The organism is Candidatus Limnocylindrales bacterium (assembly GCA_035626395.1).
In the GTDB taxonomy this organism is placed as follows: Bacteria; Desulfobacterota; Binatia; order UBA1149; family CAITLU01; genus DASPNH01.
Map to the genome: position 1 here is coordinate 351,236 of DASPNR010000002.1, position 15,874 is coordinate 367,109.

The window sequence follows — 15,874 nt, forward strand, 5'->3', positions numbered from 1 at the left end:
CGGGATGCGATCGCCGAGGCCGGAATTGCGCCACGTCCGATCCCGGATCGTCCGTGCGCCGGTGCTGCAAAGCAGCTCGCCGGCGCGCGTGTCATCACAGTCACAGGCCATTTCAGCCTTGACCGCTCCAGTACGGCAGTGATTGGATGCCACATGCCATCCTTGCCCGCTGCCCTCCTCCTCGTCCTTGGCCTGTGGTTCGTGTCAGCCTGCGACGACGGCGGAGGATCGGCGCCGGCCTTGCGCTTCCTTGGTGTTGCCGACGATGCAGGCTGCGAGCGCCTGCGCATCGAGATAGACCGAGAGGAGGCCGGTGCCGCGTCGGGCCAGGCTGCCTCTGCAGAAGCCGTGTCCTGCACGCTGACTGCGACCGCGCAGGCTGCCGGCTGCACGCTGACACACCAGCGAGCCGAGATGGACGTAATCGTCGCGATCATCGAAGGCTGCGACGTCGGCGGCGATGCCCTGCTGGCGTGCTCGTTCGCTGGCGAGGCTCCGGCGGCCAGCGCGCTGGAGCAGGCGACGACGACGGTGTGCGCCTGCCCCTGCGACGAAAGCTGCGAGGCCGCGCCATCGGTGTGCGCAGGCGAAACGCTCGACCTCCTCTGCCCCTCCGCGCAGGCAACGACCGTGACCGCGGGCGCCAGGGCCGCGCAAGACAGCCGCGGCACGGCCAGTGGCGTCGATCCGCCGACGCGATGCGAGGTCGTCTTCTCGGTGACATCCGGCGAAGAGATCGGCGCGCTGCAGGTCGAAGTGAACTCGACCGACCCGGGCGTGCAGTTTCGCGGCACTGGCCCGTCGGTGGAGTGCGTGGGGCTCGCGCAGGGCGGAATCACGTCGTTCAACGAGCTGGGCCAGTCCCTTTATTACGGAGTGATCTCGCTCAACGGCATTCAAGGGCCGGCCGATCTCTTCCAATGCATGGTGGAAGGAACGGGCTCCCGTGACGCGGACGACTTCGACGTCTTCGTGATCGAGGTCGTCGATGCGACCGATCCTTCGTTGCGGCCCATTTCCCCGACCGTCGAGCACACGGGCACGCGTGACTGCCATCCGCTGACGCCGCCGACGACCATCGGCTGCGATGTTGCCGCGTGCTCGAGCACGACCAGCTCGAGCACGTTGACGACCTTGTGCCCTGACTGCACGACGACCACGACGATCCCGTGCGTGGATTGCCCGAGCACGTCCTCGACCGTCACCTCGACCTCGACCCCCACCAGCAGCACCACGAATACCTCGAGCACCACGTCGACGGTGCCTGCTGCTGCAACATTGCGGATTTCTGTCAGCAGCGAAGCAGCATTGAGTGCCGCCACCGTTGACGCCCGCGTGTCCAATACGAACCTGACCTCCTGCGAGGTCCTGATCGGCGCGAGCGCGGTCAGCCACGACCAGGACGATCTGTCCGCATGCCTGTACTTCGATTCGCCGCTGGCCGCCGGCACGCACGCCGTCATCGAGTGCAGCCTGAGCAATGTCGACGGCGCCGAGGTCAGCGCCGGCATCGTCCGGGCGCTCAACGAGCGACTGGAGACGGTCGAGGACGCCGAGGTCGACGTCCAGATCTTCGACTAGGAGCGTGGCGGTGCCTAGGGGCCGCGCCGTCGCGGCCGCTTGCGCATCGCTCCTCCCGGTGTAGCAGGAGCCATGAGCAACCCGTCCTCCGACTGGCGCACCATCGATCAGACTATCAAGGCCGCAGCCGATTCGGGCGCCGTTCCCGGCGCGGTGGCGATCATCATCGGACGCGACGGCGTCCTGCACGAGGCCGCCGCCGGAACACCGCACGGCACCGGCACGATGTTCCGCATCGCATCGATGACGAAGGCGGTCACGAGTGTGGCCGCTCTGCAGCTCGTCGAGCAGGGCCGGCTCTCCCTCGATGCGGCGGTGGCGAGCATCGTGCCCGAGTTCGGCGAGCTGCAGGTGCTCGAAGGTTTCGACGGCAATCGCCCGCGCCTGCGGCCGCCTGCGCGTCAGGCGACGATCCGCCAGCTCATGACGCACACCGCCGGGCACGGCTACTGGTTCAGCAACGCCGACCTGCTGCGCTACCACGACCTCACCGACACGCCCACCGTCATCACGGGCCGGAAGATCTCCATCCGCACGCCGCTCGTCAGCGATCCGGGCACGCGCTGGGAATACGGCGTCAACACCGACTGGCTCGGCCTGGTGGTGGAATGCGTGAGCGGCAAGACGCTCGACCGCTACTTCGCGTCGCACATCTTCGAGCCCCTTGGCATGAAGGAAGCCTCCTTCACGCCGACGCAGGAGCAGCGCTCACGGATGATGCCCGTGCATCAGCGCGTGGGAGCGCAACTCGAGCTCAATGGCTTCGAGTTCGAAGGCCGGCCCGAGTTCTGGGCCGGCGGCCACGGCGTCTACGCGACCGCGGGGGACTTCGGCCGCTTCCTTCGCGCCCTGCTGCGAGGCGGCGAGCTCGACGGCGCGCGCATCCTGCAGCAAGACACCAGCGACCTCATGTTCAGCGATCAGCTCTCGGGCATCGCGCTGCCCGAGCAGATGAAGTCGGCCGTGCCCGAGCTGACCAACGACGTCGCCACGCCGCCCGTGCGGCAGACCTGGGGCCTTGGCCTGCACGTCGTGCTCGAGGATCTGCCCGGCATGCGGCGCGCGGGCACCGGCGACTGGGCGGGTCTCTTCAACTCCTACTACTGGATCGATCGCACCAGCGGCATGGCCGGAGCGTTTTTCACGCAGATCCTGCCCTTCTTCGACCTCGGCGCCGTGCAGACCGCGATGAGCGTGGAGGCGGCGGCCTACGCGCAGCTCGGCATCGTCTGAGCAGGCCACTGCCGTTGCCCGTTCCGGCGGGAGCCGGGAAGAGGGACGCCGGCCTATCTTGGCGGGCGGAGGTTGGTGCGGCCGCCCTGTCGCGTGCTGACCGCGCCCTTGGCGTTGTCCTCGACGACGACGCCGCTGACCTGCACGTTGGCATCACCCGAGGCCACGATGCCGAAGCCGCCGTTGGAGGCCACGCTTCCGCCGCGCAGCTCGGCCATCGATCCGTCGATGGCGACGACACCCGAGTCCCCATTGGCATCGATGTGGGTGTCGGTCAGGACGGCCTTGGCCGCCAGCGACAGCCGCAGGCCGTCGCCGTTGGGCACCTTCTCGGCGAACTCCTCCCCGGTCCCGTTGGCCACGATCAGATTGCCCGTGCCGGTTATGCGTGCGTCACCCGCGCCCAGTCCCTTGTCGAAACTTCCGGCGATGATGCTGCGCTCCAGGCGCACGTGACTGTTCTTGGTGACGGTCACGCCATCACGGTTGGCGACCACCACGCTGTCCCGCAACGTCGCTTCGGCGTGGTCGAATACCAGCAGCCCCTTGCCCTTGGTGCGAAAGCCGTTGCCCATGAGGAGGCAGCGATCCACGAGCACCGGCCCGGCGGCGGCCGAAACCCCGACGCCGTCATCGAGATTGTCGAGCGCGACGACGTCCCGGATCGTGACGTGGTTCGCCTTGGCGCCTCGCACGGAGACACCGTCGAAGGTGAAGCCGGCCGCCGTCAGATTGCGCACCGTCACGTGCGCGGCGGTGATGGCCAGGCCATCGCAGCCGGCCTTACCGCCGGGCCGCACGCAGCCGGGACCTTCGCGAATGGTCGCGCCGCCGCCGTCGATCACCGTGCCGTCGGCCGTGATCTCGGGCAGCGCGCTCTCGACGATGATCGCGTCAGCGGCGTCGATGGCGATCGAGATCGTCGCAGGCTCTTCGGCCAGGTTGGCTTCCTCGATGGCTGCGCGAAGCGAGCCGGCGCCCGAATCCGCCGCCGACGTCACCCGCAGCGTCTCGCCACTCGATGGCGCGGCCGCCAGCACGCATGCACACGCAGCCGCGGCCGCGATTGCCCGCGGCAATCTTCTCATTGCGACATGTAGATGCCGCCGTTGGGCGACAGGACCTGACCGGTGACGAACGTCGAGTCGGGGCCGGCAAGGAACAGCGCGGCGGCTGCGATCTCCTCGGGCCTGCCCAGCCGCTGCAGCGGGGTCTGCATGGCGATGAAGCGCTTCTGCTGCTCCTGCAGCGGATCCAGGAGCGGCGTCTCGATGTACCCGGGCGCGATCGCGTTGATCAGGACGCCGTAGCTGGCGGCCTCGCGAGCCGTCGCGCGCGTGAACGCCAAGATCGCACCCTTGGCGGCGCAGTAATCCGGTGCACCCTGCAGCGAAGCGGTCCCCATGATCGAGCCCATGTTGATGATGCGCCCGCCCTGCCCCCGCCGCCTCATGCGCGGCAGCGCCTCGCGCGTGCAGTAGAACGTGCCGTACAGATGGATCCTGAGCATCCGGTCGAACATCTCGTCGGTGATGCGATCGACGCAATCCAGATGCGTGCTGATCGTGCCCGTCGACATCAGCTCCATGACCTGCGCCTGCGACTGCTCCTGCATGGTCTGGATGTAGTCGGGATCGGTGTGGATGATGCCGGCATTGTTCACCAGGATGTCGACGTCGCCGACCTTCTCGTCGAAGGCGGCGAACGCATCGCGCACCGAAGCCGAGCTCGCAACGTCGCACCGCAGCGCAACCGCGTCCGGGCACTGCGCGGCCACGGCGGTTGCGGCGGCCAGATCGATGTCGGTGACGCACACCCGCGCCCCTTCGCCGGCGAACGATCGGGCGATGGCCGCGCCGAGACCCGATCCGCCGCCGGTGATGAATGCGTTCTTCCCCGCCAGCTTCATCACACCAGGCTCTTGGCGTAGTCCCAGGTGAAGCGGCTCGTGATCGTCATCTCCAGCAGCACGGTGCTGTCGAAGCCGTCGGCGGTCATTTCCAGGTATGCATCGCCCATGTCGGCGCCCAGATAGTGGTGGGCGGTGCTTCGGCGGATGCCGTCATCGGGCGGCAGCATGCGCACGGTTCCATGCAGGATGGCACCCTTGTACGGCGCCACCCGCGTATCCAGCGTCAGGGAGACGTGGGGATTGGCCGCCACGTTGCGCGCCTTCTTGGAGGTACCGTCGACGTGGATGTAGATCTTCTCGTCGTTGTACTCGAACCACACCGGCGAGCCCTCGGGCCGCCCCTGCGCATCCACCGTGCACAGCACGCCGATCTCCGGCAGGGAGAGGAACTCGCGCAACTCGCTAGCGGTCAGTTTTCCTGGCATCTGGACCTCCGCGGCCGACTGTAGGAACGGGAGGCACGCAAGACAAGGCGTGCGTCAGGCGGCAGCGCTCCCGTTCCCCGCGTGGCGCATCACGACCACGGTGATGTTGTCGCGCCCGCCAGCCGAGTTGGCGGCGTGGATGAGCCAGGTGGCGGCCTCCGCCGCCGAGCCGGCGTGCGCGAGCAGCCTCGCCATGCCTTCCTCGTCGACCGCCTCCCACAGACCATCGCTGCATAGGACCACCACGTCGCCGTCCTCGAGCCCGACCGTGTCGACGTCCACATTGTAGCCTTCGGGAATGCCCAGCACCTCGGTGACGATGTTGCGGTCGGGCCGGTGGCGCACGGCCTCGCGGGTGAGGACACCTTCGCGCACGAGCGTGCCCAGCCGCGAATGGTCGACGGTGACGAAGGCGGCGCGGCCCTGGCGCCAGACATAGCCGCGCACGTCGCCGACATGGGCGATCACGGCGACATGGTCTTGGATGGCCGCGCCGATCAGTGTCGTGGCCATCGTCAGCTCCGCGGCTGCCGGCCGCGGCTGCGCAAGAACCCTTTCCTGCGCAGCGGCGAACGCGTCGCCGAGATCGGTGCCGAGCTGCCGCGCCACCGTTTGCGGCCGCGAGGGAACGGCCGGCGCGCTCGAGCGCGCATCGAAGCGGCTCTCCAGCAACTGCGCCGCCGCCACGACGGCGACGCGGCTGGCGATGTGTCCATCGGGCAGGCCGCCGAGCCCATCGGCCACCAGCGCGAAGCGCTCGCGCCGGTCCACCCAATAGGCATCCTCGTTGCGACGGCGCACGCGGCCCACGTCGGTCGCGCCTGCGGCCGCGTCGCTGCAGCGGGTCAGTGCCGCCCGGACGCGAGCTTCGTCATCGAGGAGATCAGCCATCGTTGAAGGTTAGCCTCTTCAGAACGGGCGAGGTACGGTCAGCGTCCTTTGTCCCAGAATCCATGACCCTGTCGAGGATCGACTCGTGAAACGCAAGCCCGTCAAGCCGCTACTGCGTACGGCTGCCACCGCCATTCATCGCCTGCACCTTCGCAGCTACGAGGTCTATCAGCCGGTTTTTACGCCCGGGGGTTACGTCCTTGGCGTCCGCGACTGCGAAGTGCGGTGGGATGCGATCGCCCCGGTTCTGACTGCGGTCGGGGCCAGGAGCCTGGTCGATCTCGGCTGCTCGGAAGGCTACTACGTCGTGCGTGCCGCCCGCTCGGGCATTCCCTTCAGCGTGGGCGTGGACTTCGATCAGCGCCGGATCTTCACCTGCACCAGCCAGGTCGTCCTCAACGATCTACAGGGTGCCGGCTTTTTGATGTCGGCCGTCGACGAGAAGCTCCTCGAGGCCCTGCCGAAGTTCGATGCCGTCATCTTCCTGTCGGTCATCCATCACATGATGTACCAGAACGGCGTCGAGTACGCGCAGCGGATCCTTCGACTCGTGGCGCAGAAGACCGGCAAGGTCTGTCTCTTCGAGATGGGCCAGTCCGACGAGCACAAGGAAAGCTGGGCCAAGAAGATGCCGGACATGGGGCCGGATCCGCACGAATGGGTCCGCCGCTTCCTGCTCGAGAACGGCTTTACCCGCGCCGACAAGATCTCGCAGGCGAGGTCGTTTGCCGGCGAGAGCCAGCGCGCGCTGTTCGCGGCCTACCCGTGAACATCGGTCTCAGGCCTCGGCGGAGCAGCCGGCGTTGACGCTCTGGCCCACCGCCCGCTTCAGCGTCGACAAGGCGTCGGAGGCGGCGATGGTGCCGCTCCCGTCGAAGTCGCAGCGCGAAGGCGGACACGCCACGCTCAGCCCCACCGCGGCGTGAAGGACCGTCAGGGCATCGGAGGCCACCACGCTTCCGTTGCCGTCGGCATCACCGCACAGCTCCTGCGATAGCGTCGTGGTCGTGGTGCCCGCCACGCGCATCACCGCATCCAGGCAGTCCAGACGCGGGATCGAGCGTCCCGTCAGCGGATCGAAGATTCTCGTGGGCGAATCGACCATCGCCGTCAGCATCTGCGACGGCGAGAGATCCTCGTCGGCCTGCCTCAGCGCGGCGGCGCAGGCGGTCACCATTGGAGCGGCCTGCGAGGTGCCGAAGAAGGTCGAGACGGTGCTGCCGAGCCCGGTCGACGTCACGGGAGCTCCGGGCGCCAGCAGATCGGTCAGCTGATTGCGGTTGCTGAAGCAGGTGATCTTGTCGGGCGCGGTCGATGGCTCCTGGCAGAAGACGTCGGGCGAGCCGACGTTGGCGTCCCACACCGCGGCCACCGACGCCACGTCGCTGATGCACGCAGGCGCAGCCATCATGGTGCCGCTCCCGTTGTTGCCGCTGGCGGCCACGGGAAGAACGCCGATGTCGCGGATGGCGTCGGCGGCCTGCGCCAGCGCGATGAACGTGCTGTCGCAGTTGCCCTGGGACAGCAGATTGGTCGCCAGGCTCATGTTCACGGCGGCGACGTCTTCGTTGTTGGCGTCGCTCCATTGCCGAACCCAGTCCAGTGCCATCGCGATGTCGGCCGTGGTGCTGAAGAACCCGTCATCGTCGAGCACACGCACCGCGACGATGTCGACGTCGGGCGTCGCGCCCACCGGAGCCCCGGCGCCGCCACCGGATGCGATGATCCCGGTGACGTTCGTGCCATGACCGTCGCCGTCGGCGGCAGCACCCGATCCATGCTGCTCCGCGTTGCCGTTGGGGCAGCAGTCCTCCGAGCAGTAGCAGGCCTCGGCCACGACGCTGCCGACCAGCGCCGGGTGCGACTTCTGCACGCCGCTGTCGATGACTGCCACCGTGACTCCGGCGCCGGTCAGGCCTGCCGCGCGGGTGTCGCTCAGATTGGCCAGCGGCAGCGACTGCAGCAGCGCCTTGCTGCCGCCCGAGTCGGGCAGGATGCGCCGCACGAGCGGATGGCGCAGCGCCGCCGCCGAAGCCTGCGAATCGATCCACCCGGCCACGAAGCTCAATCCTTCGAAGCGGTGCGTGATGTGGAAGCCCTGCGGCGCCAGATCCGAAGCGACGACCTCGCGGGTGGCCTGCACCCAGGGCCTGCGTCCCTGCCAGCTCTGCTCTTCGTGCGCTCCGGCGCCTGCCGCCTTCAGGTCCAGCTCCAGGAATACCCGCACGCGGTCGGCCTGCCCGAGCTGCTCGAGCACGAGCGGATGCACGCGGCCGCTACTCGCCAGCTCGGCCAATACACCGGCATCGGCGCCGTAACCGAGCGTTGCCGCCGTCGCGAGGAAGGCGGCCGCAAGGGTCAGAACGAAGCGCGCGTGCATCACTGCAGCGGAGAGTTCGCCTTGACCGGCCACGTCACCGCCTCGCGCGTCCAGGCCGCCTCCGATCCGGCTCGCCGCCACTCCACGGCGACCCGAAACTGACCCGGTTCGGGAATGGCCAGCCCACCGATACGCACGCGGTGTCGCTCGCCTGCCGGCTTGACGGCGACCGAGTCGGAGGCGAATACGATCTCGGCGCCGCGAAGAAGCAGCAGCCTCACTTCCAGGTCCGCGCCGATCTCGTCGGCGTCGACTTCGAAGAACGCATGACTGTGCACGGCCAGACGCGCCGGATAGTGCGGCGGGCGGAACTCTTCGAGCAGGAAGAAAAGGCTGAAGTTGTTGGTGTAGCGGTCCAGCGTCGAAGCCTGCGCCACCGCCAGCATGAAGCATCGCACGGTCCAGGAAATGTATTCGAGGCGCAGCGCGGAAGACAGTCGCGCCGCCGCGCCGCGCCGCGGATGTCACCGACTTGCATGCGCGTGGCGCGGTCCAGAGAATCGCCCGCCCTTACGAGGAGGCCGCCGTGTATCCAGCCGCCCATGCCGCCGAGAATCCCGACAAGCCCGCCTACATCATGGCCGACAGCGGCGAGGTGGTGACGTACGGCCAGCTCGATGAGCGTTCCAACCGATGCGCGCAGATGCTCTGGTCGCTGGGCCTGCGGCGCGGCGACGGCATCGCGATCATGATGGAGAACCATCCGCGCTTCCTCGAGATCTGCTGGGCGGCGCAGCGCTCCGGCCTCTACTACACCGCCATCAGCTCGCGCCTGACGCCGGCCGAGGTCGCCTACATCGTCGGCGACTGTGGCGCCAAGGTGATGTTCACGTCGGCGGCCAAGGCCGACGTGGCCTCCGAAGCGGCCGCTTCGTGCGGCGGGCTCCTCGCGCGCCTGATGGTGGATCAACCCCTGCACGGCTTCGACTCGTATGAAACGGCCGTGGCCCGCTTTGCGCCCGAGCCGCTGGCCGAGGAGCTCGAAGGCGCCGACATGCTGTACTCGTCGGGAACGACGGGAAAGCCCAAGGGCGTCAAGATACCGCTCAGCGGACAGCCGGCAGGCACGCCCAATACGATGGTGGCGTTCGTGGCGGGCCTCTACGGCGTCGGCGCCGACAGCGTCTACCTGTCGCCGGCGCCGCTCTACCACGCCGCTCCGCTGCGCTTCAACATGACGGTGCACCGTCTCGGCGGCACCTGCGTCATCATGGAGCACTTCGACCCGCAGCAGGCTCTCGCGCTCATCGAGAAGTATCGCGTCACGCACAGCCAATGGGTGCCCACGATGTTCGTGCGCATGCTCAAGCTCGACCAGAGCCAGCGGCGCGCGCACGACCTGTCGAGCCTCAGGGTCGCCGTCCATGCCGCGGCGCCCTGCCCGATTCCCGTCAAGCAGCAGATGATCGAATGGTGGGGGCCGATCCTGTTCGAGTACTACGGCGGCACCGAGGGCAACGGTCTTTGCGCGATCACCTCGGAGGAATGGCTCCGGCACAAGGGGTCGGTGGGCAAGCCGATCCTGGGCAAGCTCCACATCGTCGACGATGACGGCAACGAGTTGCCGTGCGGCGAACCGGGCACCGTCTACTTCGCCGAAGGCGGCCGCTTCGAGTACCACAACGATCCCGACAAGACGCGCCAGGCGCACAACGACAAGGGCTGGAGCACTCTCGGCGACGTCGGCTACGTCGATGAGGAAGGCTATCTGTACCTGACCGACCGCAAGGCGTTCATGATCATCTCGGGCGGCGTCAACATCTATCCGCAGGAGGCCGAGAACGTGCTCATCACGCATCCGAAGGTCGCCGACGTGGCCGTCTTCGGCGTTCCCAACGAGGACTTCGGCGAAGAGGTCAAGGCCGTGGTGCAGCCGATGGACATGGCCGACGCGGGCCCGGAGCTGGAACGCGAGCTGATCGACTTCTGCCAGCGCCAGCTCGCCAAGATCAAATGTCCGCGCAGCATCGACTTCGAGGCCGAGCTGCCCCGCCATCCCACCGGCAAGCTCTACAAGCGGCTGCTTCGCGATCGCTACTGGAGCGGACGGCAGTCGCGCATCGCCTGAGCGGCCGGGCGCGGGACCTCATCGGGCGCGACGCGTGCGTCGCTCTTCGCGTCGAGCGATCGGGCGCCGCGGCCGAGGTGGTTTTCCGGCAAGCGCTTCAGTTCTCGGGAGCGATGGGTGGTGCCGCGCTGTCGCCGCCCTTGCCAGCCGCAGCCGCTCCCGCGCGCGGCGCCGGCGGCGGCGGTATGCCATCGGCGTCGAACTTGCGCGCGAACACTCGCACGTTGTGAACCTGGAAGCGCGGCGGCGTCACGTCCTGGTACTCGTGCCGGCGCCATCCTGCCTGGCCGGGCACGATGCCGCGGCCGCTGACGATGATGTTGGGCATGCGCCCGTCGCGCAGCGGGCGGTAGGCATCGGTGTCCATGTGCCGGTTGAGATCGTCCCAGAAGAAGCCGTAAGGCACCCAGTTGTTCTGATGCAGCAGCGCCAGCAGATGCATGGGCCCGAGCATCCAGACGGTACGGCGGTGGTCGTAGTAGAGGCGGATGGCATCGGCCATCGCACGCTGATCCGCAAGGCCGAACGCGGCGCCCGGGCCGATCAGGCGGGCGATCAGACGTCCCTGCATGTAGCCCCAGCCCAGCAGCAGCATCACCACTGCCCAGGCCACGGCAATGCGGCGACGTGAGGGGCTGCCGAGCAGCAGCAGCTCGCCGAGCAGCCATCCGCATGCCACGGCGTAATACGGCTGCACCAGGAGCAGGTCGGGATGCGCCTGGTGCTCGTAGACCGTGAACGCGAATCCGAGATGCGCGGCGATCCAGAAGGCGGTGACCTCCGGCCGCGCGCGCACGGTCTCGACGACGGCGCGCGGCCGTGCCAGAGCACCCGCCCAGCGCACGAGCACCACGAGCAGGAACAAGGCCGGCAACAGCCGCGGCCATGCGCGATAGGCGCGTGCGTCGGTGACGACGAACCAGAAGTTCTCGAAGAGGCTGTCCATCCGGTGGATGCTGCCGGTGGGCAGCACGAACTCCTGGAACAGCTGCTCGCCGGCGACGCCGTGCCAGACGAAGTAGGCCTCGTACGCTGCGGCCGCGATCGCCGCGCCGAGCGCCACCAGCGTCGCCCGACGCAGCGGCGCCTCGCGCGACAACAGCAGGGACAGTCCGATCGACCCGAGCACGATCGCCGATGGCTGCCAGCACAGCAGCGCGCACGCAGCGGCGAAACCGCTGGCGATGTACCTTCGCGCGATCATCAGCACGTGTGCCGCCAGCATGGCCGTGACCGTGAACACGTGGGGCCGGCCGCCCGAGGCTCCCTCCAGGAACAACCCTTCGACCACCATCAGCGCCGCGCCAGCTGCCACGCCCGCCACCGCATGGCCCGACAACATGGTTGCGAGCCGGTACGCGAGCCATACGCTCATCAACACCGAGGCCACGCTCAAGGCGCGGAAGGACATGACCGGGTCGATGCCCGCGATCGCACCGGCGGCAATGGCGGCGCCCGACAGGAGCGAGCTGAGCTGCGTCTTCGGATCTGCCATCGAAACGTGCGGCGGCACTCCCGCCGCCGCGCGCTCGGACAGGAAGAAGAAGATCTGGTTGTCGGCCAGAATCGCGCGGCCGGTGATGTCGTAGGCCGCGCAGACGCTCAGTGCCGCTGCGAGCAGCAGAGTCACCGCGATGGCGCGCACCGCTTTCACGACGGCCCCCGCTGCGAGGGCGACGCCGGCCGATTCTGCGGCCGCGCCGGAGAGCGCCGGAGATTTTCGAGAATGCTCCGCTCGTCTTGCCGCTCAGGGACGGCAGCGCCGCGGCTCTTCGGTGCCGGCGCGCGGCGCGTATCGCGTGGCGGCGCGGCCGCATCGCTGCCCCTGCGCGGCGGCGCGGCCTCACTTCGTGGAGCGGCGGACTTGTCACTGGCCTCCGCAGGCTGCGTCTTCGGCTTGGGCTTTTCGGGAACCGCCGAGACGGCAACGCCGAGCAGAGCACCGATCTCGACGCGCCCGCCGGTTTCGGCCAGCGTCGCGGCGGACTCGCCGTGCTCGTCCTGAAGCGACTTGTCGGCGCCGGCGTCGAGCAGCTGCGCAACGAGGGCACCGTGCCCGTAGAGCGTCGCCACCATCAGCGCCGTGCGGCCGGCTGCGCTGCGATGATTCACGTCGGCTCCTGCTTGGAGCAGCTCGCCGGCCGTGCGGGCCTGCCCGGCGGCGGCGGCGAGCATCAGCGCGGTCCAGCCGTCGCTCGGCCGTTGCGCCTCGGCGTCGTCGGCGAAGAAGTTGGCGCGATCGGCAATCGATGCGCTGGCCGCCGGCACCCATCTTTGCGCATCGACGGCGGCGCCGCGCTCGAGCAGCGCGCGCACCATCGTCACCACGCCCGACTGTGCAGCGCGCATGAGAAGCGTCATGCCTTCGGTATCGCGCCGATCGATGGCGCCGGCTCGCTCGAGCGCGAGCACCACGGCGCCGTCGGCGCCGCGAAGCGCCATCCGCGCCCGTCGCGCCAATGTGTTCTGCCCGGTGCGCTCCCACGAAGCGCCGGCAAGCGTCAGGGTCGCGACCATGTCGAGGTCGTCCTGCCGAACGGCAAGATCGAGCGGCGTCGCGGCGCCCCTGGCACGCGCGTCCGGCGCCGCACCGTGCTCGAGCAGCAGCCTGGCAAGCGGAGCGTGCCGGGCAGTGACGGCAGCGAACAATGCGCTCTCGCCGAACGCCGTCGCCTGCGCGCGCGCGCCGAGCTCGAGCAGCTCGGCGACGCGGTCCTGCCGTCCGGCGGCCGCGGCGCGCACGAGCATCGCGTCGAGCACCGTCTGGCGAACCGGCGCCTCGCCGACGGCCTGCACGAGCGTCTCGAACGACCGGCTCCTGGCGCGCGCCGCCGCGATCTGCACTGCCGAACGCGCCGGACCGCCAGCGAGCGGATCGGCGCCGGCTTCGATGAGCGCCCTCGCCGTCTCCACGCGCGCCTGAAGAACGGCCAGCGCAAGCGGAGTGCGGTTTGCCTTTGCCGGCGTGTCGGCTGCGGCGCCGCGTTGCAGGAGAAGGCGCAGGCTCTCGACGTTGCCGCGTTCGGCCGCCTCCCCAAGCGGAGTCTGTCGGGCCCGGGAGCGGACGTCGACGGGCGCGCCGTCGTCCAGGAGCGCGCGCAGCCGGCCGGCATCAGCGCCTGCCGCCTCGATGACGGCGCGCGTGAGGCCACCACGTTCGCCACGCTGGCATCGCGCGGCCGGCGGCTGCGCAATCGTCAGGGCAATGGCCACCAACGCCGTCGTTGCGCCCAGAGGAACTTTCCGCACTTGCGTCAGCCTTTGGTCACGGACGGACCCGACGGCAGATCCTGCAAGGAGAAACCCCACTCGGCCAGCATCGCTTCCTCGTCTTCGGCGGACGCGGCCTTCTTGTAGCGGGCGCCCGAGCGTCCCTTCACGCGGCGTTCGCACTCGGCCCACGTCGCGTGGCGCGCCGGAACGCCGTCGACGACGCTCAGATACGAATAGGCTTTCTTGGCTTTGGCGGACTCTTTCGGCGACGGCGCCGCGCCGGGCTGCGGGATCGCTGCCAGATCGTGCGCGTATCCGCGGTACGCGCCCTGATAGAGATCGACGTGCTTGCCGCTGGCAAAGCCGGTGGCGATGGCATCGGCCCGCTCGTTGCCCGGCGTTCCCACGTGTCCGCGCACGTAGCGCCACTCGACCTTCGCGCACCGGGCGAGCGCGATCTCCAGGGCCTCCCACAGATCGCGATTGGCGACATCCCCGCCTTCGGCAGTCTTCCAACCGCGGCGCTTCCAGCTCTTCGTCCAGACCGTCACGCCGCGGATCAGATAGGTCGAGTCGGTCAGGATCGTCGTGCGCGATGCCGCAGCGCCGGCCGCTGCGCCGATCCATTCGAGCGCACGCAGGGCAGCCGTCAGCTCCATGCGATTGTTGGTCGTATGGCCGCCGCTGCCACCGAGCTCGCAGACGGTCGATCTGGCCACCCACAGCACGGCGCCCCAGCCGCCGGGGCCGGGATTTCCTTTGGCGGCACCATCGGTGAACGCCCACACTTCGATGGTCTCGTCCACCGTCGCCAGCGTCAGGGTTCGTCGAGATCCAGGGCCAGCGCGATGCCGGCGAGGTTGAGACCGTAGTACCGGCTCAGGCGGATGATGGCTGCCAGACGATCGAGCACGTGCGACGGAATGACCACGTCCGACCCGACGCGGCGGCCGCTGCCGAGCAGGCCGAATTCGTAGACCTCGCGAACCCACGACACCTCGCAGTGGTAGCACTCGGCCACGGTCTCCAGGCTGAGATAGCTCTCGCCTTCGATGACGACTCGCACCTGCCGCGTCACTGCTCCAGCTCCTCGCGGGCGCCGCCCGTCACCTTGCCCGGTGTGACCTCGGCCAGCCTGCGGAGCTGCTCGAGCTGTTTGGGCCCGAGCTCGGGCAGCGCCAGGCGCACAATGGCATAAAAGTCGCCGCGCTGCCCGCGGCTGTCTTCGAGCCCCTTGCCGCGAAGGCGCAGCCTGGCGCCGGCCTTGGTTCCCGGTTTCACGCTGAGGCTGACCTTGCCGGTGGGCGTGCGCACGCCCACGCGTGTTCCGAGCTCCGCCTCCCAGGGCGCCAGCGGGAGATCGGCCTCGACATCCTCGCCGTTGAGGCGGAACACCTCGTCGGAGGACAGGCGTATCGTCAGATACAGGTCGCCGGCCTCGCCTTCGGTGTCGCCGGCTTCGCCCATGCCCTTGAGCCGCATCGTCATGCCGTCGCGCACGTTCTTCGGAATGGCGACGTCGATCGTTCGCCGCTCGCGCACGCGGCCGACACCGACGCACGCCGGGCAGACGTGCTCGCCGATGAAGCCGACGCCTCCGCAGCGGTCGCAGGTCTTGTTGACGGGGATGTCGAAGCGGCTCTTGCCGCCGGCGAGCGCCTGGCTGATCGGCAACGACAGCTCCGCACGCACGTCGGCACCACGATGGCGGAAACGGCCGTGGCGGGCGTGCCCGCCCTGCTGGCGGCGAAGCTGCTCGCCGAACAGGGACTCGAAGAACTCGGAGAAGCCGCCGCGGCCGAAGGCGGCCTCGAACTCCTCGGGCGACATGCGCTGCTCGCCCGGCGGCGGCTGGAAATCCTGGCCGTGCTGCCAGTTCTGCCCGAAGCGATCGTACTTGGATCGCTTTTCCGAGTCCGAAAGCACCTCGTAGGCTTCGGCGATGCGCTTGAACCTCTTCTCCGCCTCGTCGCGGTCCTTGCCGTCCTTGTGGCGGTCGGGATGCCACTTGAGCGCCAGCTTGCGGTACGCCTTCTTGATGTCGTCGGCGCTGGCGTCACGAGGAACCCCGAGCACGGAGTAGTAGTCCTGGAATTCCACGAGGCCATCCTAATGCCGAGGGCGCGTCGCACAAGGCGCGGGCGGCCCGGATGCGGACGGCGGTGCGGAGC

Annotated in this window: 15 protein-coding genes; 4 read left to right on the forward strand and 11 right to left on the reverse strand. The window is 68.8% G+C overall.

Going from position 1 to position 15,874, the window contains the following annotated elements; all coding sequences use genetic code 11:
• Positions 1–162 precede the first annotated feature (162 nt).
• Entirely contained in the window at positions 163–1,581 is a 1,419-nt protein-coding gene (locus tag VEC57_01955) for a hypothetical protein (GenBank protein HYB97874.1), read from the forward strand.
• 72 nt (positions 1,582–1,653) lie between these two features.
• Positions 1,654–2,814, forward strand: coding sequence for a serine hydrolase domain-containing protein (locus VEC57_01960; GenBank protein HYB97875.1), 1,161 nt, complete (start codon positions 1,654–1,656; stop codon positions 2,812–2,814).
• A gap of 53 nt (positions 2,815–2,867) precedes the next feature.
• On the opposite strand, the gene VEC57_01965 is transcribed toward VEC57_01960, so the two are convergent.
• The 4 genes from VEC57_01965 to VEC57_01980 are packed head-to-tail and all read right to left on the reverse strand — an operon-like array spanning position 2,868 to position 6,042.
• Positions 2,868–3,902 carry a right-handed parallel beta-helix repeat-containing protein gene (locus tag VEC57_01965; protein ID HYB97876.1) on the reverse strand — a complete coding sequence of 345 codons (1,035 nt, stop codon included), beginning with the start codon at positions 3,900–3,902 and terminating at the stop codon, positions 2,868–2,870.
• Complete coding sequence (locus tag VEC57_01970; protein ID HYB97877.1) at positions 3,899–4,723, reverse strand: SDR family oxidoreductase; 825 nt, start codon at positions 4,721–4,723, stop codon at positions 3,899–3,901. The genes VEC57_01965 and VEC57_01970 overlap by 4 nt, the downstream gene beginning before the upstream one ends.
• A complete protein-coding gene (locus tag VEC57_01975) occupies positions 4,723–5,151 on the reverse strand; it encodes a pyridoxamine 5'-phosphate oxidase family protein (protein HYB97878.1) in 429 nt (142 codons plus the stop codon). Before VEC57_01975 ends, VEC57_01970 begins: the two co-directional genes overlap by 1 nt.
• A gap of 54 nt (positions 5,152–5,205) precedes the next feature.
• A complete protein-coding gene (locus tag VEC57_01980) occupies positions 5,206–6,042 on the reverse strand; it encodes a protein phosphatase 2C domain-containing protein (GenBank protein HYB97879.1) in 837 nt (278 codons plus the stop codon).
• Between the two features lie 85 nt (positions 6,043–6,127).
• Here VEC57_01980 and VEC57_01985 point away from each other — a divergent pair, with 85 nt between their 5' ends.
• Positions 6,128–6,811 carry a DUF1698 domain-containing protein gene (locus VEC57_01985; GenBank protein ID HYB97880.1) on the forward strand — a complete coding sequence of 228 codons (684 nt, stop codon included), beginning with the start codon at positions 6,128–6,130 and terminating at the stop codon, positions 6,809–6,811.
• Positions 6,812–6,820: 9 nt separating this feature from the next.
• Here the strand turns inward: VEC57_01985 and VEC57_01990 are convergent, their stop codons facing one another.
• Together VEC57_01990 and VEC57_01995 are read right to left on the reverse strand one after the other, a co-directional pair.
• The gene (locus VEC57_01990) at positions 6,821–8,455 is read right to left on the reverse strand and encodes a S8 family serine peptidase (GenBank protein ID HYB97881.1); all 1,635 of its coding nucleotides are present in this window, start codon (positions 8,453–8,455) and stop codon (positions 6,821–6,823) included.
• Complete coding sequence (locus tag VEC57_01995; GenBank protein HYB97882.1) at positions 8,422–8,820, reverse strand: hypothetical protein; 399 nt, start codon at positions 8,818–8,820, stop codon at positions 8,422–8,424. The genes VEC57_01990 and VEC57_01995 overlap by 34 nt, the downstream gene beginning before the upstream one ends.
• A 128-nt stretch (positions 8,821–8,948) precedes the next feature.
• On the opposite strand from VEC57_01995, the gene VEC57_02000 reads away from it, so the two are divergent.
• Positions 8,949–10,490 (forward strand): AMP-binding protein, encoded by a 1,542-nt coding sequence (locus VEC57_02000; GenBank protein HYB97883.1) that lies wholly within the window; start codon positions 8,949–8,951, stop codon positions 10,488–10,490.
• Positions 10,491–10,587: 97 nt separating this feature from the next.
• Here VEC57_02000 and VEC57_02005 read toward each other — a convergent pair whose 3' ends face one another.
• From VEC57_02005 to VEC57_02025, 5 genes are read right to left on the reverse strand one after another with little or no spacing between them, the layout of a single operon-like run.
• Complete coding sequence (locus tag VEC57_02005) at positions 10,588–12,144, reverse strand: hypothetical protein (protein HYB97884.1); 1,557 nt, start codon at positions 12,142–12,144, stop codon at positions 10,588–10,590.
• On the reverse strand, positions 12,141–13,703 hold the full coding sequence (locus VEC57_02010) for an ankyrin repeat domain-containing protein (protein HYB97885.1): 1,563 nt from the start codon (positions 13,701–13,703) through the stop codon (positions 12,141–12,143). The genes VEC57_02005 and VEC57_02010 overlap by 4 nt, the downstream gene beginning before the upstream one ends.
• 41 nt (positions 13,704–13,744) lie before the next feature.
• Complete coding sequence (locus VEC57_02015; GenBank protein HYB97886.1) at positions 13,745–14,509, reverse strand: RNase H family protein; 765 nt, start codon at positions 14,507–14,509, stop codon at positions 13,745–13,747.
• An 11-nt stretch (positions 14,510–14,520) separates the two neighbouring features.
• Complete coding sequence (locus VEC57_02020; GenBank protein ID HYB97887.1) at positions 14,521–14,781, reverse strand: chaperone modulator CbpM; 261 nt, start codon at positions 14,779–14,781, stop codon at positions 14,521–14,523.
• Positions 14,778–15,803 (reverse strand): DnaJ C-terminal domain-containing protein, encoded by a 1,026-nt coding sequence (locus VEC57_02025; protein HYB97888.1) that lies wholly within the window; start codon positions 15,801–15,803, stop codon positions 14,778–14,780. The genes VEC57_02020 and VEC57_02025 overlap by 4 nt, the downstream gene beginning before the upstream one ends.
• Positions 15,804–15,874 lie beyond the last annotated feature (71 nt).